The following is a 21,940-nucleotide window of genomic DNA, read 5'->3' as shown; positions in this document are numbered from 1 at the left end:
TCCGGTCACCCCGGCGTAACCTGAGCTTCCGCCACGTGTTGATCGGGAGGGATGGCCGCATGACCGCCGTCTGGGAGAACCTGGTTGTCGACGCCCGGGACCCGTCCCGGCTCGCCCGCTGGTGGGCCGAGGCGCTGGGCTACCAGGTGATCACCGACAAGCCCGACGAGGTGGAGATCCGCCGGACCCCCGACACGCTCCCGGGCCTGGTCTTCGTCCCGGTCTCCGGGCCGAAGCAGGGGAAGAACCGGCTGCACGTCGACCTGCGCCCGACCGACCAGGAGGCCGAGGTGGAACGGCTGGTCGACATGGGCGCGCGGCACGTCGACATCGGCCAGGGGGACGTGGCGTGGACCGTGCTGGCCGACCCGGAGGGCAACGAGTTCTGCGTGCTGCATGCACGCTGACGACGCGGCGCGGCTGGTCGCCGAGGCGCCCAAGGACACCGGGTACGGCCGGTCGCCGTTCGAACGCGACCGGGCCCGGGTGCTGCACTCGGCGGCGTTCCGCCGGCTCGCCGCGAAGACCCAGGTGCACGCCGCCGGCACCGACGACTTCCTGCGTACCCGGCTGACCCACTCGCTGGAGGTGGCGCAGATCGCCCGCGAGATGGGCGCCCGGCTCGGGTGCGACCCCGACGTGGTGGACACCGCCGGGCTCGCCCACGACCTGGGCCACCCGCCGTTCGGCCACAACGGCGAGTACGCCCTGGACGAGCTGGCCGCCGCCACCGGCGGCTTCGAGGGCAACGCGCAGACGCTGCGGGTGCTGACCCGGCTGGAGGCGAAGGTGTTCACCCCGGACGGACGGTCCGCCGGGCTGAACCTGACCCGGGCCGCGCTCGACGCGATCGGCAAGTATCCGTGGCCGCGCCGGCCCGGCCAGCGCAAGTTCGGCGTGTACGCCGACGACCGGCCGGTCTTCGACTGGCTGCGCGCCGGCGCCCCGCCCGGCGACCGGCGCTGCCTGGAGGCCCAGGTGATGGACTGGGCGGACGACGTGGCGTACTCGGTGCACGACGTCGAGGACGGCATCCACGGCGGGTACGTCGACCTGCGCCCGCTGCTGGCCGAGGAGGACGAGCGGCGGGCGCTCTGCGCCGACGTGGCGTCCGCCTACTCCGGCGAGGCGCCGGAGGACCTGGGCGAGGTGCTGGGCGAACTGCTCGCCGACCCGGTGCTCGCCCCGCTCGCCGCGTACGACGGCAGCCACCGGTCGCTGGCCGCCCTGAAGGCCACCACGAGCGTGCTGACCGGCCGGTTCGTGTCGACGGTGGTGGCCGCCACCGAGGCGCGCCACGGCGCCGGCCCGCACCGCCGCTACGCCGCCGACCTGGTGGTGCCGCGCCGGATCCGGGCGCAGTGCGCGCTGCTCAAGGGCATCGCCCTGCGCTACGTGATGCGCCGCCCCGGTGCCAGTGGCCGCTACGACCGGCAGCGGGAACTCCTCGCCGAGCTGGTCGCCGCGCTGCTCGACCGCGCCCCGGACGCGCTCGACGAGGTCTTCGCGCCGCTCTGGCGGGACGCCTCGGACGACGCCGCACGGCTGCGCGTGGCGATCGACCAGGTGGCCTCGCTCACCGACCCGGCCGCGCTGGCCTGGCACGCCCGGCTGGTGTCGCCGAGCTGACCACCCGCCCGGCGGGTACGGCCGGCAACTGAGGGTAGCCTAAGCCGCATGACGGAACGCCCGAAGAAGCTCACCGCCGCCACGGTCGTCCGGACCTCGCGGCCCACCCCGCACCTGATCCGGCTCGTGCTGGGCGGCGCGGAGCTGACCGGCCTGCCGGTGGGCGCCTACACCGACCACTACGTGAAGATCGTCTTCCCGCCGGCCGGGGTGACCTATCCGCACCCGACCGACCTGGCCACCGTCAAGCGGGAGTTCCCCGCCGAGCAGTGGCCGCGGCTGCGGGCGTACACGGTGCGGGCCTGGGACGCCGCGGCGGGTGAGCTGACCGTCGAGGTGGTGCACCACGGCGAGGAGGGGCTGGCCGGCCCGTGGGCGGCGGCGCTGCGCCCCGGCGACCGGGTGCTGTTCACCGGCCCCGGCGGCGCGTACGCCCCGGACCCGACCGCCGACTGGCACCTGCTGGCCGGCGACGAGAGCGCGTTGCCGGCGATCGCCGCCGCGCTGGAACGGCTGCCGGCCGGCGCGCCGGCCCGGGTCTTCGTCGAGGTGGCGGGTCCCGCCGACGAGCTGCCGCTGAACGGAGCCGGCGCGGTCGAGCTGCGCTGGCTGCACCGGGCCGGTCGCCCGGCCGGTGCGGCGCTGGTCGAGGCGGTCCGGGCGCTGGAGTTCCCGCCCGGCCGGGTGCACGCGTTCGTGCACGGTGAGGCCGGTGCGGTCAAGGAGCTGCGTCGCCTGCTGCGGGTGGAGCGTGGTGTGCCGGCGGGCGACCTGTCCATCTCCGGCTACTGGCGGCGCGGCCTGGACGACGAGGGCTGGCGTTCCACCAAGCGGGCCTGGAACGCCGAGGTCGAGGCCGAGGAGGCCGCCGCCACCCCCGCCTGACCCGGTCGCCTTCCCTCGATCTTGGACTTGTGGCACCTCTGATACCGGCGTTGAACCGGCATCCTGGGCGCCACAACTCCAAGATCGACGGGACCGGGTAGGGCGTTTCGTCCCGCGCCGGGCGGGGGGCCGCTCAGGATGGGGCCATGGCGGAACAGGTGGGGGAGCGCCCCGCGGCGCAGCCGGCGGACCGGGTGGTGCTCGGGCTCGGCGTGGCCGGGGTGCTGGCGGTGGTGGCCTGGGGCGTGTTCGCGCGCGGCTCGCTGGCGTCGTTCGGCGCGGCCGGGCTGGACTGGACGATCACCACGTTCGGTTGGTTCTTCGTGGTCGCGGCTGACGCCTTCCTGGTGCTGGCGGTGGTGCTCGCCGCCTCCCGGTTCGGCCGGATCCGGCTGGGCGCCGACGACGACGAGCCGGAGTTCGACGGGCTGGCCTGGATCGCCATGATGTTCAGCGCCGGCATGGGCATCGGCCTGGTCTTCTTCGCCGTCGCCGAGCCGATCCAGCACTACGCCGCGCCGCCACCCGCCTCCGGCGTCGAGCCGCAGACCGGCGCCGCCGCCGCCACGGCCATGCAGTACACGCTGTTCCACTGGACGCTGCACCCGTGGGGCATCTACGCGATCGCGGCGTTGGCGCTGGCCTACTCGACGTTCCGCAAGGGGCGGGGCAACCGGATCTCGTCCGCGTTCGCGCCGCTGCTGGGCGCGCGGACGGACGGTCCGATCGGCCGTGCGATCGACCTGCTGGCGGTGTTCGCCACCGTGTTCGGCTCGGCGACCAGCCTCGGCCTCGGCGCGCTCCAGGTGGCGGCCGGGCTGGACCTGGTGACCGGCGTGCGGGACAGTCGGGGCGTCGAGCTGGTGATCATCGGCGCGCTCACCCTGGCGTTCGTGGTGTCGGCCTTCTCCGGCCTGCACCGCGGGGTGAAGTGGCTGTCCACCACCAACGTGCTGATCGCCGTGGTGCTGATGCTGTTCGTGTTCGTGGTCGGCCCCACGGTCTACACGCTGGAGGTGCTGCCAGCCTCGGTCGGTGACTACCTCAGCGGCCTGGTGCGCATGTCGACCCGCACCGGGGCGTTCTCCGACCCGGCCTGGCTGGGCTCGTGGACGATCTTCTACTGGGCGTGGTGGATCTCCTGGGCGCCGTTCGTGGGCACGTTCATCGCCCGCATCTCACGGGGGCGTACGGTCCGGCAGTTCCTGGTCGGGGTGCTGCTGATCCCCAGCGGCGCGAGCGCGGTGTGGTTCGCGGTGATGGGCGGCACCGCGCTGCGGACCCAGTCCACCGGCACCCGGGACCTGGTGGCCGACGTGGGCGCCGGCTCGGAGCAGGCGCTGTTCGGGCTGCTGGACGCGCTGCCGCTGGGCACGGTGACCAGCGTGCTCGCCATGGTGCTGATCGCGCTCTACTTCGTCACCAGTGCCGACTCCGCGTCGCTGGTGCTCGGCTCGTTGAGTTCCCGGGGCGCGTTGCGGCCGCACCGGGGCGTGGTGGTGCTCTGGGGTGTGCTCATCGGCGCGGTCGCGGCGGCGCTGTTGCTCGCCGGCGGCCTGGACGCGCTGCAGCAGGCCACCATCCTGGTCGCGCTGCCGTTCGTGGTGGTGATGCTGGGCCTGGCGGTCTCCCTGGTCCGGGAGATGGCCGCCGACCCGATCCTGCGCGCGGGGACCCGGCCGCGCCGGTCCGGCCTGGCCGCGGCCGTGCGGGCGGCCCGATCGTACGAGGAGGAGGAACCGCCTCCGGTCACCCGCTGGCTGCATCGCCCCCGACGCTGAGCGGGTGTACCTCGGAATGTAGTAGAGGTGCTACATTCCGGGGCATGACTGCGACCGACTCCCTGGATGCCGTCGCGCCGACCGGACCACCCGACGAGGGCCTGGTCCTCGACGTCCGCGACCTGCGCATGCGCTACGGCAGCACCGACGTGCTGCACGGTGTCGACCTCACCGCCCGGCGGGGCGAGGTGGTCGCGCTGCTCGGCCCGAACGGCGCCGGCAAGACCACCACCATCGAGATCCTGGAGGGCTTCCGGCTGCCCTCGGCCGGCACGGTCCGGGTGCTCGGCGTCGACCCGGCGCGCGGCGACGAGCGGTGGCGCGCCCGGCTCGGCGTCGTGCTCCAGTCCTGGCGCGACCACGGCAAGTGGCGGGTGGGGGAGCTGCTCGCCCACCTCGGCGACTTCTACGCGCCGTACGCCACCGACCGGGTCCGGCGCCCCTGGCCGGTCGACGACCTGCTGGCCACCGTGGGGCTGACCGCGCACGCCGGCACCCGGGTGGCCCGGCTCTCCGGCGGGCAGCGCCGCCGCCTCGACGTGGCGGTCGGCATCGTGGGCCGACCGGAGCTGCTCTTCCTGGACGAGCCGACGGTCGGCTTCGACCCGGCGGCCCGGCGCGAGTTCCACGAGCTGGTGCACCGCCTCACCGACACCGACGCGACCACCATCGTGCTGACCACCCACGACCTGGCCGAGGCGGAGAAGCTGGCCGACCGCATCCTCATCCTGGCCGGCGGCCGGATCGTCGCCGAGGGCTCGCCCGACCAGTTGGCCCGCCGCGTCGCCTCCGACGCCGAGGTGCGCTGGACCCGCGACGGCGAGCGTTACGTGCACGCCACCGCCGACGCCACCGGCTTCCTGCGCGACCTGCTCCGCGAGCACGGCGACCGGGTCCGGGAGCTGGAGGTGCGCCGGGCCAGCCTGGAGGACGCCTACCTGGCGCTGGTGCACGAGGAGGAGACCGGGATCCGCACCGGCCGGGCCGAGCGGGTGTGGCAGCAGCAGGAGGAGGCGACGCGATGAACCCGACCACCAACGCGCTCCGGGCCGGCGTGCGGCGCGGCCTGATCGAGCTGCGCGCCACGTTCACCAACGGACAGGACCTGTGGAACTACTTCTTCCCCACGGTGGTCCTGCTGGTCGCCGTGTTCTGGATGCGCGGCTCGACAGTGCCCGGCACCGACTTCTCCCTCGGCGCCCGCACGCTACCGAGCGCGCTCGGCATGGGCCTGCTCTTCGGCGGGCTGCTCGGGCTGGCCCAGCAGCTCATCGTCGACCGGGAGGACGGCACGCTGCTGCGCGCCAAGGCGATCCCGGACGGCATGCTCGGCTACCTGGTCGGCAAGCTGGTGCTGGTCTCGGCGATCTCGCTGATCGGCGTGACCATCCAGCTCACGCCCGGCCTGTTCTTCCTGGACGGGCTGCGGCTCGGCGACCCGGGCGCCTGGCTCACGCTGGCCTGGGTGGTGCCGCTCGGGCTGGTGGCGACGCTGCCGCTGGGCGCGGTGATCGGCTCGGTGATCGAGAACCCGCGGAACATGGGCCTGGTGGTCCTGCCGATCTTCGGCCTGATCGCGCTCTCCGGGATCTTCTACCCGATCAACGGCCTGCCCGGCTGGGTGCAGGGCGTCGCCCAGGTCTTCCCGCTCTACTGGCTAGGCTTGGGCATGCGCTCGGCGCTGCTCCCGGCCGACCTGGCGGCGGTCGAGCTGGGCGGCTCCTGGCGGCACCTGGAGACGCTCGGCGTGCTCGGCGCCTGGGCGGTGCTCGGGCTGGTGCTGGCCCCGGTGGTGCTGCGTCGGATGGCCCGCCGGGAGTCCGGCTCGCGGGTCGCGGCCCGGCGGGAGCGGGCCATGCAGCGGGTCGGATGAGAGGGCGTCGATGAGCGAGACCGTGCACAACCGGATCGCGGTGCTGCGCGCCGAACGGGGCGTCTCCCGCCGGCAGCTCGCCGACGCGCTCGGGGTGCACTACCAGACCGTCGGCTACCTGGAACGCGGTGAGTTCCGGCCCAGCCTGCACCTGGCGCTGCGCATCGCGGCCTACTTCGAGGTGCCGGTCGAGGTGGTCTTCTCCATCGAGCCGTTCCCCCGCATCGGCGACGCCGCGGCCGGGGCGGGCCGCTCGGCGTGAGCCGGGGGAGACGGGCGGCGTCCGCCACACGCCCGTCCCCCCGGCCACCGGATCGTCGGTCCGGCAGGGCAGGATGTACGCCGAGGAGGTGGCGGCCATGGCGGGGCGGATCCGGGACGAGGACATCGCGCTGGTCCGCGAGCGCACCTCCATCGCGGACGTCATCTCCGAGGTGGTGACGCTCAAGTCGGCCGGTGGCGGCAACCTCAAGGGGCTCTGCCCGTTCCACGACGAGAAGAGCCCCTCGTTCAACGTCTCGCCGGCCCGCAACGTCTTCTACTGCTTCGGCTGCGGGGTCGGCGGCGACGCGATCAAGTTCCTGATGGACGCCGAGCACCTCGGGTTCGTCGAGTCCGTCGAGAGTCTCGCCGCCCGCGCCGGCATCCAACTCCGCTACGTCGAGGACGACCGGTCCACCCCGCGCGCCCGGCCGCAGCAGGGCCAGCGGCAGCGGCTGGTGGCCGCGCACGCCGCCGCCGTCGAGTTCTACCGCGCCCAGCTCACCACCGCCGGCGCCCGGCCGGCCCGGGAGTTCCTCGCCCGGCGCGGCTTCGACCGGGCCGCCGCCGAGCGGTACGGCTGCGGCTTCGCCCCCGACGGCTGGGACCTGCTCACCAAGCACCTGCGCCAGCAGGGTTTCAGTCACGACGAGCTGGTCACCGGCGGCCTGTCCCGCCCGGCCCGGTCCGGCTCGCTGATCGACCGGTTCCGCCGCCGGCTGATGTGGCCCATCCGGGACATCACCGGTGACGTGATCGGCTTCGGCGCCCGCAAGCTCTTCGACGACGACGACGGCCCGAAATACCTGAACACCCCCGAGACGCCGATCTACAAGAAGTCGCACGTCCTCTACGGCATCGACCAGGCCAAGCGGGAGATCGCCAAGCAGGGCAAGGTGGTCGTGGTCGAGGGCTACACCGACGTGATGGCCTGCCACCTCGCCGACGTGCCGACCGCGGTGGCGACCTGCGGCACCGCGTTCGGCTCGGACCACATCTCGGTGCTGCGCCGGGTGCTCTTCGACAGCGACGAGCGGGCCGGGGAGATCATCTTCACGTTCGACGGCGACGCCGCCGGCCAGAAGGCCGCGCTGCGCGCCTTCGAGGACGACCAGCGCTTCGTCGGGCGCACGTTCATCGCGGTCAGCCCCGACAACATGGACCCGTGCGACCTGCGGCTGGCCAAGGGCGACCTGGCCGTGCGCGACCTGGTGGCCCGGCGCGAGCCGCTCGTCGACTTCGCGCTCCGCCACATGATCAACCGGTTCGACCTGGACACCGTCGACGGCCGGGTCGAGGCGATGCGCCGCGCCGCGCCGCTGGTCGCGAAGATCAAGGACCGGGAGAAACGCCCGGAGTACGTCCGCAAGCTCGCCGGTGACCTCGGCATGGAAATCGAGCCGGTGCAGCGGGCCGTGCTGGGCGCCGCGAACGGCCAGCCGGCCGCCGGCCGACCCGCGCCGACGCGCCCGGGTCCCGCCACGCCGGCCGTGGACAGTCCGCGGTCCATGGTGGAGCGCGAGGCGTTGAAGCTGGCGCTGCAGGAGCCGGTGCTGGCCGGCCCGATGTTCGACGCCGTCGAGGCCGGCGACTACCAGCACCCGGTGCACGCCGCGGTGCGCGTGGCCGTCGCCGCCGCCGGCGGGGCGGCCGGCGCCACCGGCGGTGCGGTCTGGATCGAGCGGGTCCGGGACGCCTGCGACGACCTCGCCGGCCAGGCGCTGGTCGGCGAGCTGGCGGTGGAGCCGCTGCGCATCGACGGCGAGGTCGACCCGAGGTACGTCTCGGTCACCATGGCCCGGCTCCAGTGGAGTTCGGTCACCGGCCGGATCCGGGACCTCAAGTCGAAGATCCAGCGGATCAACCCGGTGAGCCACAAGGACGAATACTTCGCCCTGTTCGGGGAGTTGCTCTCGCTGGAACAACACGCGCGGGCCCTGCGCGAGCAGGCCGCCGGAGGACTGTGATGGGTCTTTTCCGCCGCCGCCCGAAGCTGCCCCCGGCCGACCGGCCGCCGCTGGCCGCCGACGAGCGGGTGCTCGCCTGGGCCGCCGCCGGCAACGGCGAGGGCGACGGCGTGCTGGTCGCGAGCAACCGCGGGCTCTGGCTGCCCGGCCGAGGTGAGCGCCTCGGGTGGCACGACGTCCTCAAGGCGGTCTGGTCCGGTCGTGAGCTCACCGTGACCCCCGCCGAGCAGGTCGCCGAGCGCGACGGCTACCTCGTGGTCGCCGACGCCCCGGCCGAGTCCTACCTGCTGCTCGACCCGGGCGACCTGCCGCACCAGGTGCGGGCCCGGGTCACCGCCTCGGTGGCGTACACCGCGCACCACCCGGTGCCCGGCGGCGCCGGCCGGGTCGCGGCCCGGCGGGTGTCCGGGGTCGACGGTCTGACCTGGACGGTGCGCTACGACCCGGGCACACCGGTCGACGACGAGGCGGTGGCCGCCGAGACCGACCGCCTGGTCGCCGAGGCCCGCGCCGCCACCACGCCCGCCGACGCCTGACAGCGACCGGACCGGCGTAGTGGGGGCGGAGCATCGGTAATCCGATCGTCGGGGGTCCGTGCCGACTGTTAGCGTCGCGGGATGTTCGCCACCGAACGGGTCCGGTTGCGCCCGCCCACGCCCGACGACGCGCCGAACATCTTCCGACTCGACGGTGACCCCGAGCTGCACCTGCTCGCGGACGACGAGCCGTTCCTGCCGCGCCACGTCGGCCAGGTCCGGGCCCGGCTGGAGAAGCAGGTCACCGACCCGCCCGACGGCGGCAGCTCGGTGTCGCTGCTGGCCGAGACCGTGGCCGACGGCACGTTCCTCGGCGGCTGCTCGCTGTGGGGGATCAGCGCGTTCGAGCGGTACGCCCATCTCGGCATCTCGCTGCTCCCCGAGGCACGTGGCCGAGGCTACGGGGCCGAGGTGATCCGACTGCTCTGCCGGTACGGCTTCCGCAACCGCAACCTGCGCCGGCTGGAGATCGAGACGCTGGCCGGCAACGTGGCGATGCGGCGGACCGCCGAGACGTGCGGTTTCACCCACGAGGGCACCCAGCGGGAGCGCGCGTACGACGGGGACGGCTTCGCGGACATGGCGATCTACGGCCTGCTGCGGCGCGACTGGACGCCGTAGGTGTGAGAGCCCGGCCCGCCGACGTCCGAGTTCCGGGCGGACCTCTCTCCGGGCTCGGTGGGATGGTCACAGGAACTCGCTGCGGTAGGTCGAGGCCAGTTCGGCGGCGCGGCGGCGGCGTTCGGCGAGTTCGTCCGGTGCGAGCTGCGGCGGCGGTGCGTCCCGGCCCGCGACGACGTCGCCGATGCGGCTGAAGTACTCGTCCTGCCCGGCCGGGGTGCACATGCAGAGCATCCGGGCCGGTGCGCCGGAGACGTTGCGGAAGTGGTGCGGTGCGTTGGCCGGGATGTTGACGGTCGACCCGGCCCGCACGAGGTGCTTCTCGCCCCGGAAGGTGAACTCGATCTCGCCCTCGAGGATCGTGAACATCTCCTCGAAGTCGTGCCGGTGCGGCGGCGGGCCGCCACCGTCGGGGACGCGCATGTCGATCAGGCAGTACGCGCCGTTGGTCTGCTCACCCGTGATCACCATGCCGTAGGTGTTGCCCACCAGGGAGATGTAGGTCGTGTCGGGATCGTCGGGGTCCGCCACGGTCAGCGAGCGAGCGGGATCGTCGTCGGGAATCATCGTGATCGTCTCCTGGGAGTGGGTCAGGCGGTGGGGGCGAGGACGACGGTCTTGCCGGCCAGCTCGCCCGCGCCGGCCCGGGCGTGGAGCGCGGGCAGGTCGGCCAGCGCCACCCGCTCGGCGACGTCGACCCGCAACTCGCCGGTGCCGATCCGGGCGGCCAGGTCGGCGAGCTGGTCGGCGTCGCTGCGGACGAACAGGTCGACACCTCGTACGCCGCGCTCCTGGTCGGCGGGCGCGGGCATCCAGACGGTGGTGTTGACCAGGGCGCCGCCGTCCCGGATCAGCGTGACCAGCGCGGCCAGCTGTTCCGGGGTGACGGGCGCGAGGTTGAGTGCGAGGTCGACCGGCTCGGTCACCGCCGCGGTCACGTCGGTGGTGGTGTGGTCGATCACCTCGTCGGCGCCGGCCGCCCGGACGCGATCGGCGCTGCGCGGGCCGGCCGTGGCGATCACGTGGGCGCCGACCTCCTTGGCCAACTGCACCGCGTACCCGCCGACCGCTCCGCCGGCGCCGTTGACCAGCACCCGCTGGCCGGCGGTCAGCTTGCCGTGGTCGAACAGCGCCTGCCACGCGGTGAGGCCCACCAGCGGGAACGCCGCCGCGTCGGCCAACGGGATGTTCCGGGGCGCCCCGGTCAGGATCTCCGACGGCGCGATCACGTACTCCGCCGCCGCCCCGGTCCCGGTCATCGGCAGGAAGCCGACGACCTGGTCGCCGACCGCGACGTCGTCCACGCCGGCGCCGAGCGCGTCGACAGTGCCGGCGACGTCGAGGCCGGGGGTGTGCGGCAGCTCGACCGGGATCGGGCCCTGCATGAAGCCCGCGCGGATGTTGCCGTCGACGCCGTTGAACGACGTCGCGGCGACGCGGATGCGGACCTGACCGGCGCCCGGGGTGGGCTGCTCCACGTCCTCGTAACGCAGGACCTCGGGGCCGCCGAACTCGTGGAAACGCACTGCCTTCATCGCTGAACCCTGCCTTCGTGAGTGCCGTTCGTGTGCACACCCAATCTGGCAGGATCCGGCGCGGTCAGCCTGGGCCGGACTGGCCCACCTTGACGATGGCCGGTTCCCCGCCGGCGCCGATGATCTCCGCCAGGCGCGCCGCGTCGGCCGAGCCGGGCGCCGCGGTGAGCATCAGGGCGGTCAGATCGTCGCCCGGGATGGCGAGCAGGCTGCCGACCAGCGTGACGGCACCGGCATCGGGATGGATGAACGCGGCACTGCTCTCGTAGGCCGCCACCGGTCGCGGCGTACGCCAGAGAGCGTCGAACAAGCGGCTCCGGCTTCGCATCTCGTCCACCAGCGCGGCGAGCGACGCGTCGGCGGGGTAACGCAACAGCGTGCTCCTCAGCTGGGCGGCGAGGATCGCCTCGTGATCGGTGGCGTCGTCCACTGACTGCTTGAAGCCGGTGAAGGGATCGCAGAACGTACGCCAGGCGATGTTCCACTCCCAGGGGTCCCCGGTGAGATCCCAGTGCCTCAGGGCCAGGAACGCGCTGTTCACGGCGACCAGGTTCATCGCCGCGTCGGAGACGAACATCGGGGTGTCCGTGAACCGCTCCAGCAGTCGCATCGCACCCGGGCCGAGGTCGGTCGGCACCTGGCCGTCCGCGGCGGCGTACCCGGCCAGCGCGCAGAGCCGCTCGTAGTCCGCCCGCCCGATCCGTAACGCCCGGGCGATGGCGTTCACCACGCCGGCCGACGGGTGGCTGCGCCCCTGCTCCAACCGGCGTACGTAGTCCGCGGACATGCCCGCGAGCTCGCCGAGTTCCTCCCGCCGCAGCCCCTGCGTACGACGGCGGCCGACCGGCAGCCCGACGGCGGCGGGCGGCGTGTTCTCCCGCAACTGGCGCACCGCGACACCGAACTCGTGACGTTCCACGGCCCAATTGTGCCCGGTCGGCGTGCCGACGGGTTGTCTGCCGCCGGCCGCTCAGCGGTCTTCGGCGGCCGTCCCCTGCCAGGGATCGACGACCTCGATGCCGGTGTCGGCGAAGTCTTTGGTGTTCCGGGTGGCGAGTGCGGCGACCTGAGTGCGGCAGATGGCTGCGATCTGGGCGTCGAACCCGTCGATCGGACGACCGATCCGGTCCCGGCCGGCCACCACGTCGGCGTAGGCGCCGGCTGCCGCGAGGTCGAAGGGCAGCACCTGGCGAGGAAAGGCGGCGAAGATCTCGTTGGCGGCTTGTTGCAGGGAATCACGGCGCTGGCCGTCCGGTAGCCGTGCGATCCCGTAGCGGATCTCGGCGACCGTGACGGCTGTGGTGTACAGGTCGGTGGTTGAACTCCGCGGGAGTCACGCCAGCACCACCGGCGCGGGCTCGGATCGCATGAGTTCGGAGACGACGTCGGTGTCGAGAACGATCATCACTCGGGCAGGCTCGCCGCGCGGGGTCGAGTGGAACGGGCGGGTAGATCCAACTCGACGCCACCGAGCCCGGTGAACCGGGCGGTGAGTGCGCTGAACAGGTCGGCTCCCGCTACGTCCTCGGCAACGGCCGCGGTGAGGATGTCCCGGATCTCGGATTCCATGGACTTGCCGTGTCGCGCGGCGCGGATTCGCAGCTTTTCGCGGACCGCGTCATCAAGATCTCTGATGCTGAGGGCTGCCACCGTTTACTCCCGTCGGAGCTGATGAGAGCAATGCTAGCGCTTCGTGGCGCGCGGTTGGCCGGCTGTTCAGGAACAGAAAAGGCAGGGAGTCACGCTCCCTGCCACTCTCAACGTATATCGCACCCCGGGTCTTGCGGCAAGACCCCGGTGTTGCTGAAGAATCCCCCTCCGACGCCGTGACCTGGCGAAATCGAACGGGGGATCCCATGATCGACGTGATCATCGTGGGCGGCGGGCCGACCGGCCTGATGCTGGCCGCCGAGTTGCGGCTGCACGGCGTGCGGGTGGCCCTGCTGGAGCGGGACGAGGAGCCGACCAGCGTGGTCCGCTCGCTCGGCATGCACGTGCGCAGCATCGAGGTGCTGGCCCAGCGCGGCCTGCTGGAGCGCTTCCTCGCGGCAGGGAAGACGTTCCGACTCGGCGGCTACTTCGCCGGCATCGCGAAGGAGTGGCCGCCACGGATGGACACCGCGCACGGCTACATCCTGGGCATCCCGCAGCCGGTCACCGAGCGTCTGCTGACCGAGCACGCCGTCGAGGCCGGCGCCGAGATCCGGCGGGGCAGTGACCTCGTCGGGCTGAGCCAGGACGAGGACGGGGTGACCGCCGAGTTGGCCGACGGCACCCGGTTGCGGTCGCGGTGGCTGGTCGGGTGCGACGGCGGTCGCAGCACCGTGCGCAAGCTGGTGGGCGTCGGTTTTCCGGGCGAGCCCAGCCGATCCGAGACGCTGCTGGGCGTGATGGAGCTGACCGCGCCGGCGGACGAGGTGATGGCCGTGATGACGGAGGTACGCAAGACGCAGCTGCGCTTCGGCGCCGGGCCGGTCGGGGACGGCGAGGGGTTGTACCGCGTGGTCGTGCCCGCGGCCGGGGTGGCGGAGGACCGCACCGCCCCGCCGACCATCGAGGAGTTCCGGCAGCAGTTGCGGGCCACCGCCGGCACCGATTTCGGTGTGCACTCGCCGCGCTGGCTGTCCCGCTTCGGGGATGCCACCCGCCTCGCCGAGCGCTACCGGGTCGGCCGGGTGCTGCTGGCCGGCGACGCGGCGCACGTCCACCCGCCGCTGGGCGGGCAGGGGCTCAACCTGGGACTCCAGGACGCGTTCAACCTGGGCTGGAAGCTTGCCGCGCAGGTCGACGGGTGGGCGCCGGCGGACCTGCTGGACACCTACGAGGCCGAGCGGCGGCCGGTGGCGGCGGACGTGCTGGACAACACCCGCGCGCAGACGGAGCTGATGTCCCTGGACCCGGGACCGCAGGCGGTGCGACGGCTGCTGGCGGAGCTGATGGACTTCGAGGACGTGAACCGGTACCTGATCGAGAAGATCACCGCGGTCTCGGTCCGGTACGACCTCGGCGCGGGCCACGAGCTGCTCGGCCGGCGGTTGCGCGATGTGCGGTTGACGCGGGGGAGCCTGTACGGGCTGATGCACGCCGGGCGGGGGCTGCTGCTGGACCGGACCGGCGGGCTCTCGGTGGCGGGCTGGGCGGACCGGGTCGACCACGTCGTCGACGCCGGCGCGGAGCTGGACGTGCCCGCCCTGCTGCTGCGGCCGGACGGCCACGTGGCGTGGGCCGGCGACGACCAGCAGGAGCTGCTCGACCAACTGCCCCGCTGGTTCGGTCCCGCCAGCTGACCCCCCACCCACCCCACCCCAGCGGCTCGTCCGCGTGGGTGGAACGCCATGGGTGTCAAAACGAGCCGGAGAGACTCGTGGCGTTCCACTCGTGGGCTGGCTGGAGTGCGAGTGGAACAGCATGGGTGTCTGAGGCGCGCGGAGGCACCCATGCTGTTGACACGGCCGCTCGGCGTCAGGTCGGGGTGGTCACCCGCACCGGCACCTGCATCTCGGTGACCCACCGGTCGAGGTCGTCCGGGCAGTCCAGGTAGACCTCGCGGGCGAAGCCCGGCTCGACCGCGCGGTGGCCGTTGTCGTCGATCCAGGTGGCGAGCTTCTGTCCGGTCCGGAACGCCTCCGACATCGGGCCGTGGTGCAGCGCGGTCGCCGCGTACTCCATGGGCGGGAGCGTGACCACCTCGAACCCGGCGGCGGCGGGCACCTCGGCCGATCCGACCGGGACCGCCGCGTGCACCCGGATCGTCTCGTCGCCCGGCGCGACCGGCGCCGGTTCGTACCAGGCGATCGGTGCGCCGGTGACGGCCACCCGGTGCCGTTCCAGCAGTTCCATCAGCCGGGGGTAGAGCGGGCTGAGGTTCTCGGTGATCGACGTCGGGTGGTCGTAGCCGGCGGCGGTGCCCGACAACTGCGCCACCCGGATCGCCGGGATGCTCTTCAGGACGACGTCTCCGGTGTCCATGTGTCCCTCGCTCTCGATCATGCGGAGTCGCGCGTCGACCTGGGCCAGGCGTGCGGTGTCCTGCCGCATCCGCGCGGCCAGCTCGGCCCGCCGCAGGCGCAGCATGCCGCGCAGCTCGGCGGGGTCCACCTTCTCGTCGATCAGTGTCTGCACCTCGTGCAGGCTGAAGCCCAGGTCCTTGAGGGCGGTCACCCGGTTGAGCAGGCGTAGTTGCACCGCGGTGTAGAAGCGGTAGCCGCTGTGCGGATCGACGTGGGCGGGACGCAACAGGCCGATGGCGTCGTAGTGGCGCAGCATGCGCACCGACACCCGGCCCAGGCCGGCGAACTCTCCGATACTGAACATGGTCCCCCCAGCCTCGGCCCTGACACCGTGTGAGGGTCAAGCATCGCGGTCAGGTGATGTCGCGGCGCAGCGGAAGGAGCACCGCGAGCGCCGAGGCGGTCACCGCGTACCCGGCGAGGACGAGGGCGCCGGCCGCCGGTGGGAGGAGGGGGACGGCGGCGGTGCCGAGCTGATCGGACATGGCGTCGGTGAGGTAGGTGAAGCCGGTCAGCGCGGCGGTCGCGCCGCCGGGCAGGACCGGGTAGAGCAGGTTGACGCCGGGGATCATCATGAGCATCGGCTCGCCCAGGTACAGGTAGCCGACCACGACGCCCAGCGCGGCGACCTGGTGGCGGACCAGGGCGCCCACGCCGACGCCGATCAGCAGGTACACCGCCATCGCGACGCCGATCCGGGCGAGCAGCGCCAGCACGCTGGTGGTGGGCAGCCCGAGCGGGACGTCGCGGGCGGCGGCGACGGCGAACAGCGCCGCCGCGGCGGTGCCGGCGAGCACGAGCCCGTACGCCAGGCCGACGACCGCGTACGCGGCGAGTTTGGCGGCCAGCACCCGGCCCCGGCGTGGTGCGAACAGGAAGGTGACGGCGGCGGTGCCGTGCCGGTACTCGGAGGTGACGGTGAGCGTACCGGCGGCGGCCGGCACGAACGCGGTGTAGCCGAGGATGCCGAGCACGGCGCGGAGGCCGGCCTCGGTGTCCAACCCGGGCAGTGGCGGGTCGAAGCTCTCCGGGCCCACCAGCGCCATGGCACCGAGCATGCCGCCGCCCAGCAGGGCGGCGGTGAGCAGCAGCCCGCCCCACATCCGGGTGGCCAGCAGCCGGCGGAACTCCGCGGTGATCAGCAGACTCATCGGGTGGTCACCTCGTCGGTGGTCAGGCGCAGGAAGAGTTGTTCGAGTCCGGTGTGCTCGGTGACCAGCTCGTGGACCCGCAGCCGGTGGGCGGCGGCGTGGTCGGCGACGCCCGGGGCGTCCCACCCGTGCACCCGGAGCCGGCCGGCTCCGACGGTCTCCACCCGGGGGACCGGGCCGGGGCCGACGGTCAGGGTGGCGGCGAGGGCCTCGGCGTCGGGGGAGGTGACCAGGACCGCCGGCGGGCCGGCGAGCCGGGACAACGGCCCGGCGGTGACGAGTTCGCCGCGTCGGATCACCACCACGTCGTCCACCAGCTGCTGGATCTCGCTGAGCACGTGGCTGGAGACCAGCACGGTGCGACCGTCGTCGGCGAGTCGGCGCAGCAGGGTGCGCAGAAACGCCATGCCTTCCGGGTCCAGCCCGTTGCCGGGCTCGTCCAGCAGCAGGACGCGGGGGTCGCCGAGCAGGGCGGTGGCGAGGTTCAGCCGTTGTCGCATGCCGGTGGAGAACCCGCGGGTCCGGCGGTCGGCGGCCTCGGCCAGGCCGAGCAGGTCGAGCACCTCGGCGACCCGGCCGTCCGGGTGGCCGCCCAGCGCGGCGTAGACGCGCAGGTGGTCCCGGGCGGTGTGGCCGGGGTGGAACGCGTTGCCGCCGAAGACCGCGCCGACGGTCCGCGACGGGTGGGTCAGCCGGCCGTACGGCTGCCCGCCGATGGTGGCCGTGCCGCCGGTGGGTGACACCAGCCCGGTCACCATGCGCATCGTCGTGGTCTTGCCGGCGCCGTTGGGCCCGAGGAATCCGGTGACCGCGCCGGGCTCCACGGTGAAGCTCAGGTCGCGTACGGCGGTGATGTCGCCGTAGCGTTTGGTCAGGTGCGACACCTCGATCGCGAGGCGGTCGCCGGTCATGCGCCGGCCGCCGTCGCCCGCCCGATCGCCTCCGCGAGCGCCGGCCCGGCGGGCGTGGAGAGCACCACCTCGTCGAACTCGCCGCCGGCCGCCGCCCGGTCGAGCACCAGGTGCAGCCCGGGTTCGCCCCGGCGGGCCGCGACGAGTTGGCGGGGACCACCGAACAGGCCCCAGACGCCGATCTTGGCGAACCCGGAGACGGCGTATCCCCGGCGGGCGCCGCGGGCCAGCCGGAGCGGGTCGGGAACTCCGGCGGCGTGCCGGACCGCGCCGGTGGGCAGCGCGAATCTCTCCCGTCCGGTCCAGAGCCGCTCCCAGCCGCTGAACCGGATGTCGATCAGGTCGCCGGTCACCGTCACCGTTGCCATCAGTTCTCCCCCGTCGTCGTGGAGCCGTCGGTCGGCCCCGGTTGCCGTTCGTCGTGCCCGGTGGGCGTCGGCCGGTCGGCCGGCATCAGGACGGTCGCCAGCAGGCGTGGTGTCCGACCGTCGCCGGGCTCGTTGCTCAGCAGCGGCCCGACCAGCGCGTTGAAGCCGGCCGCGAACTCGGCCAGCTCGGCGTCGGTCAGGTGCAGCACGAGTTGCTGGTAGCCGACGCCGTCGGCGACGAGGTCGATCCGCTCCCGGCTGAGATAGCGGGAGAACTCGGACAGCAGGCTCGACACGAACGACGTGAAGTAGCGCGCGTGGTCCTCCGGGGTGGCCGTGGCCAGCGCCGAGGCGTCAAGCGTCGCGCTGTGGGCGGGCAGCGCGTACACCCGTTCGGCCGTGCCGCGGACCCGGCGCTGTTCCACGACGTCGAGCAGCCCGGTCCGGACCAGCAGCGCCAGGTGCCGGTAGAGCGTGGCCTGGGGGATGTCGGGCAGCAGTTCGACCAGGTCGTGCGTGGTCAGCCGGGAGCCGGCGACCGCGCGCAGGATCCGGATCCGCACCGGATGCAGCGCCGTCTCGGCCCAACGCTCGCGCGACATCTCCATGACCGCACGTTATCACTATCGAGAATGATAATGGAGGCGAGGTGGTCAGCCGCTGCGGTAGAACCGTTGCGCGCCCGGGTGCAGCGGGATCGGCTCGGTCAGCGAGGCGCTGGCCCGGGAGAAGTTCGCCGCCTCCGGATGCACCCGCACCAGCTCGCCCTGCCAGGTGAACAACACCCGGGTCAGGTCGTACGCGAGCTGGTCCGGCATGTCCGCCGCCACCAGGATCACGTTCGCCACCGTGATGGTCGGGGTCGGCGCCGGCAGGCCGTACGCCTCCTTCGGCAGCAACGCGGTGGTGTAGACCGAGCCGTAGCGCGCGCCCAGCGGCTCGATCAGCTCGGTCAGCGGCAGCAGCCGGAACGTGCCGGGCGCCGCCGAGAGCAGGTCCTTGATGCCCGGCGTGGGCAGCCCGCCGGAGAAGAACATGGCGTCCAGCGTGTTCGCCCGCATCCGCTTGACGGTCTCCGGCAGCGACAGGTTGAGCCGCTGGATCCCCCGGTTCGGGTCGATGCCGCCGGCGGTGAGCAGGCGACCGGCGATGATGTCCGTGCCGGACTTCGGTGAACCGGTGGAGACCCGCTTGCCGCGCAGGTCGGCGAAGCTGTCGATCTTGCCGTCGGCCCGGACGATCACGTGGGTGTAGTTGCTGTAGACGCGGGCCAGCGCCCGCACCGGCTGCGGCTGCTTGTCGAAGACACCCCGCCCGTTGACCGCGTCCGCGGCGGTGTCGGCCAGGCTGAACGCGATCTCCATGTCGCCGCTCGCCACCCGGGTGATGTTCTCCACCGACGCGCCGGTCGGCTCCGCCCGTGCCTCGTAGCCGGGCAGGTGCCGGCTGATCAGGTCGGCGTAGCCGCCGCCGAGCTGGTAATAGACGCCGGTGGTGTTGCCGGTGGCCAGGAAGATCCGCCCGCCGTGCCACGCCGGCGCGTCGGCGTCGCCACCGCCGCAGCCGGCCACCAGCACGGCCGACAGCAGCGCGGCCACCAGCCGCGCCGGGCGGCGGATCACTGCCGGACCGCCGGTTCCAGCGCCTCCGCCACCCGCTGCACCAGCGTCGCCGTCTCGTAGCCGATCTGGCCCAGGTCGCAGCCCGGCGCGGCGAGCACGCCGAGCAACGCCCGCTCGCCGACGGCCATCACCAGCATCACCCCGCCGTCCATGTCCACGATCTGCTGGCGCACCCGACCGGCCGACATCAGCCGGGCCGCGCCGACGGTCAGGCTGGCCAGCCCGCTGATCACGGCGGCGAGCTGGTCGACCTGGTCGGCGGAGAGGTCGGGGGAGGAGGCCAGCCGCAGCCCGTCCTCGGAGACCGCGAGCGCGTGCGAGACGTCCGGGACCTGCTCGGCGAAGTTCGCCAGCAGCCAGTCGAGTCCGGCGGTGACGGGTGTGGTCATGACGTTCTCCCGGTGGGTGTGGTGGGGTTCGGGGCACGGCGCGTCGCGCTGGCCACCCCCTCGGCGAGGGCGGACAGGCGGGCGCGTACCACCTCGGGGTCGAGCAGGTCCGCCGCCGGTGGCGGCGTGGTGGTGTCGGGCAGCGGCGCGGGCAGGTGCCCGCCCCGGGTGCGGCGCGGCAGCCCCGCGCCGGTGGTCGACACCGGTGCGGGTGGCGCGCTCGTCGGGCGGATGCGCGCCACGCTCGGTGCCAGCAGGGCGTTGCCCGGCGGGCGTACCGCGGCGACGCCGCGCGCTCCCGGCGGCCGGCCGGCGACCGGCGCTGCGGTGAGCAGGCCGTGCGGGCCGGCCGGTCCCGGCGCGGCGCCGGGCTTGAACCACGGCGCGGCCGGCGGATGCGGCGACCGGCGGTCGGCGACCGGCCGGCGGGTCACCGACTCGACCCGGGTCAGCGCCGACTCGGGCACCTCCACCTGCGCCACCGTCCCGCTGCCGGCGTGGTGCAACTGCACCCGGATCCCGTGCCGGGCGGCCAGGTGCGCCACCACGTGCAGGCCCATGCTGCCGGCCGCGGCGCTGGACAGCATGGCCGGCGCGGCGAGCCGTTGGTTGATCTCGGCCAGCCGGTTGTCGCTGATGCCGATGCCCTGGTCGTGCACGCGCAGCACCAGCCCGTCGACGGTCCGTCGCCCGTCCACCAGCACCCGGGAGTCCGGCGGCGAGTAGACGGTGGCGTTCTCCAGCAGCTCGGCCAGCAGGTGCACCAGGTTGCCGGCCGCCGCGCCGTGCACCGCGGCGGCCGGCACGTCGATCTCCACCCGCGGGTAGTCCTCGATCTCCGAGGCCGCCGCCCGCGCCACGTCGTCCAGGAGCAGCGCGCCCTCGTGCCCCCGGCCGGGCTCACCGCCGGCGAGGACCAGCAGGTTCTCCCCGTTGCGGCGCAGCCGGGCGGCGAGGTGGTCCAGCGCGAACAGCCGGGCCAGCGCGTCCGGGTCGGTCTCCTCGCGCTCGAAGTCGTCGAGCAGCCGGAGCTGCCGGGTGATCAGCGTCCGGATGCGCCGGGCCAGCGCCTCGGCCATCCGGGTGACGTCCAGCCGCAGCTCGGCCTGCTGGCCGGCGAGTCGCAGCGCCGCCCGGTTGACCGTGTCGAACGCCTCGGCCACCTGCGCCACCTCGTCCTGGCCGCGGCGGATCCCGTCGGTCATCCGGGTCGCCGGGCCCTCCACCGGCCCGCCCTCGCCCGACGCGATCGCGGTGATCCGTTCCGGCAGCTCCCGGTTCGCCATGGTGAGCGCCGCGACCCGCAGCCGGCGCAGCCGGCGGCTGGTGCGGACCGCCAGCAGCACGGCGGTCACCAGCGAGCCGAGCGCCACGGCGCTCGTCGCCCCGGCGGTCGCCAGCGCGCGCAGCCGGGCCGAGCCGGCCAGCTCGGCGGCGTCGCGGTCCAGGTCGTCGGAGAGTTCCCGGCCCAGCAGGTTGTACCGGCGGATGGTGCCGCTCTGCGCCACGTACCAGGCGTCGCCGTCGGTGCGCAGCGACTCCGGGCCGCCGTCGGTGTCGAGCACCGCGTCGCGCATCCGCCGGGCCGCCGTCACGTCGGTGCCGTCGACCACCCGGTACCAGGCGTCGTTGGCGGCGCCGGAGGCGATCCGGAGGAACTCGGCCTGGCGCTGCTCCCGGGCGCCCCGGAGCCGGCCCAGCCGGGCCAGTTCGCCGCGCTCCAGCGCGCCCCGGACGAAGACCGCGCGCAGCAGGTCGCGTTCCAGCGCGGACAGGTGCTCCTGGGCGGCCACCGCGGCGACCTCGCGGGCCTCGTTGGCCAGGCCCGCGTCGCGGAGCTGGCTGGGCAGCGCGTCCGCGACCGCGAGCAGCGACTCGACCAGGGACCCGTACGCCGGGTCGCCGCGCTCCCCGGTCACCGCGAGCGCGCGGGCCGGGGCGAGCTGGTCGAGGTGGCCGTTCGCGTCGTCGAGCACCCGGGCCAGGTCCGGCGCGGCGCGGCGGGCGTCGCCGCCGGCCGAGCGGTACCTGTCGACGGCGGCGTCCACCCGGAGCCGCTGGGCGTCGACGAGCGGCCGGCCGGCGTTGCCGCCGCGCTGGCGCAACGCCGCCGTCTCACCGAGTTCGCGTTCCAGCTCGTGCACCAGCCGCACGGTCGCGGTGGCGGTGCCGGCCAGCACCCGGGCCCGGTCGGCGTCCGCGGACGCGTCGAGCGCGGCGCCGGCCTGTGCCGCGCCGAGCACCACCAGGCCGGCGGTGGCCACCAGGATCGGCGCGAGCAGCTGCACCCGGACCGACCGGAGTTGCCCGGCGCGGTCCGCGGAACGGTGGTGCCGGCGTACGCGGGTGGGGTGGGGCAGCGGCACGGGGTTCTCCGGGTCGGGTGTCGGTGGGCCGGGCC

24 protein-coding genes are annotated in these 21,940 nt (G+C 73.8%); 11 read left to right on the top strand and 13 right to left on the bottom strand.

Translation table 11 applies throughout. The features are described 5' to 3' along the window. Window positions 1–59 precede the first annotated feature (59 nt). From GA0070213_RS28145 to GA0070213_RS28100, 10 genes are all read left to right on the top strand, one after another. Complete coding sequence (locus GA0070213_RS28145; RefSeq protein WP_091071248.1) at window positions 60–407, top strand: VOC family protein; 348 nt, start codon at window positions 60–62, stop codon at window positions 405–407. Next, entirely contained in the window at window positions 397–1,629 is a 1,233-nt protein-coding gene (locus tag GA0070213_RS28140) for a deoxyguanosinetriphosphate triphosphohydrolase (RefSeq protein WP_091071247.1), read from the top strand. Before GA0070213_RS28145 ends, GA0070213_RS28140 begins: the two co-directional genes overlap by 11 nt. Window positions 1,630–1,677: 48 nt before the next feature. Continuing rightward, complete coding sequence (locus GA0070213_RS28135; protein ID WP_091071245.1) at window positions 1,678–2,514, top strand: siderophore-interacting protein; 837 nt, start codon at window positions 1,678–1,680, stop codon at window positions 2,512–2,514. Window positions 2,515–2,660: 146 nt separating this feature from the next. Further along, the gene (locus GA0070213_RS28130) at window positions 2,661–4,295 is read left to right on the top strand and encodes a BCCT family transporter (protein WP_091071243.1); all 1,635 of its coding nucleotides are present in this window, start codon (window positions 2,661–2,663) and stop codon (window positions 4,293–4,295) included. Window positions 4,296–4,423: 128 nt separating this feature from the next. After that, window positions 4,424–5,320, top strand: a complete 897-nt coding sequence (locus GA0070213_RS28125) for an ABC transporter ATP-binding protein (RefSeq protein WP_245716593.1) — start codon at window positions 4,424–4,426, stop codon at window positions 5,318–5,320. Beyond that, window positions 5,317–6,168 (top strand): ABC transporter permease, encoded by an 852-nt coding sequence (locus GA0070213_RS28120; protein ID WP_091071238.1) that lies wholly within the window; start codon window positions 5,317–5,319, stop codon window positions 6,166–6,168. Before GA0070213_RS28125 ends, GA0070213_RS28120 begins: the two co-directional genes overlap by 4 nt. A gap of 10 nt (window positions 6,169–6,178) precedes the next feature. Continuing rightward, window positions 6,179–6,430 (top strand): helix-turn-helix transcriptional regulator, encoded by a 252-nt coding sequence (locus GA0070213_RS28115; RefSeq protein ID WP_091071236.1) that lies wholly within the window; start codon window positions 6,179–6,181, stop codon window positions 6,428–6,430. A gap of 73 nt (window positions 6,431–6,503) precedes the next feature. Continuing rightward, on the top strand, window positions 6,504–8,396 hold the full coding sequence (gene dnaG, locus GA0070213_RS28110) for a DNA primase (RefSeq protein ID WP_091071234.1): 1,893 nt from the start codon (window positions 6,504–6,506) through the stop codon (window positions 8,394–8,396). Then, the gene (locus GA0070213_RS28105; protein WP_091071232.1) at window positions 8,396–8,932 is read left to right on the top strand and encodes a hypothetical protein; all 537 of its coding nucleotides are present in this window, start codon (window positions 8,396–8,398) and stop codon (window positions 8,930–8,932) included. The genes dnaG and GA0070213_RS28105 overlap by 1 nt, the downstream gene beginning before the upstream one ends. Before the next feature lie 81 nt (window positions 8,933–9,013). Then, a complete protein-coding gene (locus tag GA0070213_RS28100) occupies window positions 9,014–9,553 on the top strand; it encodes a GNAT family N-acetyltransferase (protein WP_091071230.1) in 540 nt (179 codons plus the stop codon). 66 nt (window positions 9,554–9,619) lie between these two features. Here the strand turns inward: GA0070213_RS28100 and GA0070213_RS28095 are convergent, their stop codons facing one another. The 5 genes from GA0070213_RS28095 to GA0070213_RS28075 form a co-directional block, all read right to left on the bottom strand. Then, the gene (locus GA0070213_RS28095) at window positions 9,620–10,120 is read right to left on the bottom strand and encodes a cupin domain-containing protein (protein WP_091071227.1); all 501 of its coding nucleotides are present in this window, start codon (window positions 10,118–10,120) and stop codon (window positions 9,620–9,622) included. Between the two features lie 23 nt (window positions 10,121–10,143). Then, a complete protein-coding gene (locus GA0070213_RS28090) occupies window positions 10,144–11,088 on the bottom strand; it encodes an NADP-dependent oxidoreductase (RefSeq protein ID WP_091071224.1) in 945 nt (314 codons plus the stop codon). A gap of 64 nt (window positions 11,089–11,152) precedes the next feature. Beyond that, window positions 11,153–12,007, bottom strand: a complete 855-nt coding sequence (locus GA0070213_RS28085; RefSeq protein ID WP_091071221.1) for a helix-turn-helix domain-containing protein — start codon at window positions 12,005–12,007, stop codon at window positions 11,153–11,155. A 51-nt stretch (window positions 12,008–12,058) separates the two neighbouring features. Further along, the gene (locus tag GA0070213_RS28080) at window positions 12,059–12,397 is read right to left on the bottom strand and encodes a type II toxin-antitoxin system VapC family toxin (protein WP_281182336.1); all 339 of its coding nucleotides are present in this window, start codon (window positions 12,395–12,397) and stop codon (window positions 12,059–12,061) included. A gap of 95 nt (window positions 12,398–12,492) precedes the next feature. Further along, entirely contained in the window at window positions 12,493–12,738 is a 246-nt protein-coding gene (locus tag GA0070213_RS28075; RefSeq protein ID WP_091071216.1) for a FitA-like ribbon-helix-helix domain-containing protein, read from the bottom strand. Between the two features lie 206 nt (window positions 12,739–12,944). On the opposite strand from GA0070213_RS28075, the gene rox reads away from it, so the two are divergent. Then, the gene (gene rox, locus GA0070213_RS28070; protein ID WP_091071214.1) at window positions 12,945–14,375 is read left to right on the top strand and encodes a rifampin monooxygenase; all 1,431 of its coding nucleotides are present in this window, start codon (window positions 12,945–12,947) and stop codon (window positions 14,373–14,375) included. Window positions 14,376–14,550: 175 nt separating this feature from the next. On the opposite strand, the gene GA0070213_RS28065 is transcribed toward rox, so the two are convergent. The 8 genes from GA0070213_RS28065 to GA0070213_RS28030 are packed head-to-tail and all read right to left on the bottom strand — an operon-like array spanning window position 14,551 to window position 21,905. Beyond that, complete coding sequence (locus GA0070213_RS28065) at window positions 14,551–15,402, bottom strand: MerR family transcriptional regulator (RefSeq protein WP_091071212.1); 852 nt, start codon at window positions 15,400–15,402, stop codon at window positions 14,551–14,553. A 49-nt stretch (window positions 15,403–15,451) separates the two neighbouring features. Then, on the bottom strand, window positions 15,452–16,249 hold the full coding sequence (locus tag GA0070213_RS28060) for an ABC transporter permease (protein WP_091071210.1): 798 nt from the start codon (window positions 16,247–16,249) through the stop codon (window positions 15,452–15,454). Next, window positions 16,246–17,160 carry an ABC transporter ATP-binding protein gene (locus GA0070213_RS28055; RefSeq protein WP_091071209.1) on the bottom strand — a complete coding sequence of 305 codons (915 nt, stop codon included), beginning with the start codon at window positions 17,158–17,160 and terminating at the stop codon, window positions 16,246–16,248. Before GA0070213_RS28055 ends, GA0070213_RS28060 begins: the two co-directional genes overlap by 4 nt. Next, the gene (locus GA0070213_RS28050; RefSeq protein ID WP_091071206.1) at window positions 17,157–17,528 is read right to left on the bottom strand and encodes a hypothetical protein; all 372 of its coding nucleotides are present in this window, start codon (window positions 17,526–17,528) and stop codon (window positions 17,157–17,159) included. The genes GA0070213_RS28055 and GA0070213_RS28050 overlap by 4 nt, the downstream gene beginning before the upstream one ends. Further along, complete coding sequence (locus GA0070213_RS28045; RefSeq protein ID WP_175441535.1) at window positions 17,528–18,136, bottom strand: helix-turn-helix domain-containing protein; 609 nt, start codon at window positions 18,134–18,136, stop codon at window positions 17,528–17,530. The genes GA0070213_RS28050 and GA0070213_RS28045 overlap by 1 nt, the downstream gene beginning before the upstream one ends. A gap of 45 nt (window positions 18,137–18,181) precedes the next feature. Then, window positions 18,182–19,150 carry a TAXI family TRAP transporter solute-binding subunit gene (locus tag GA0070213_RS28040; protein WP_091071204.1) on the bottom strand — a complete coding sequence of 323 codons (969 nt, stop codon included), beginning with the start codon at window positions 19,148–19,150 and terminating at the stop codon, window positions 18,182–18,184. Next, window positions 19,147–19,539: a roadblock/LC7 domain-containing protein gene (locus tag GA0070213_RS28035; protein ID WP_091071202.1), complete on the bottom strand. Its 393-nt coding sequence runs from the start codon at window positions 19,537–19,539 to the stop codon at window positions 19,147–19,149. The genes GA0070213_RS28040 and GA0070213_RS28035 overlap by 4 nt, the downstream gene beginning before the upstream one ends. Then, the gene (locus GA0070213_RS28030; RefSeq protein WP_091071200.1) at window positions 19,536–21,905 is read right to left on the bottom strand and encodes a sensor histidine kinase; all 2,370 of its coding nucleotides are present in this window, start codon (window positions 21,903–21,905) and stop codon (window positions 19,536–19,538) included. Before GA0070213_RS28030 ends, GA0070213_RS28035 begins: the two co-directional genes overlap by 4 nt. Window positions 21,906–21,940: the final 35 nt, after the last annotated feature.

The sequence above is a fragment of the Micromonospora humi genome (genome assembly GCF_900090105.1).
Lineage (GTDB): Bacteria > Actinomycetota > Actinomycetes > Mycobacteriales > Micromonosporaceae > Micromonospora > Micromonospora humi.
The sequence above is the reverse complement of the archived record's forward strand: the minus strand, read 5'-3'. Positions and strand labels throughout refer to the sequence as shown.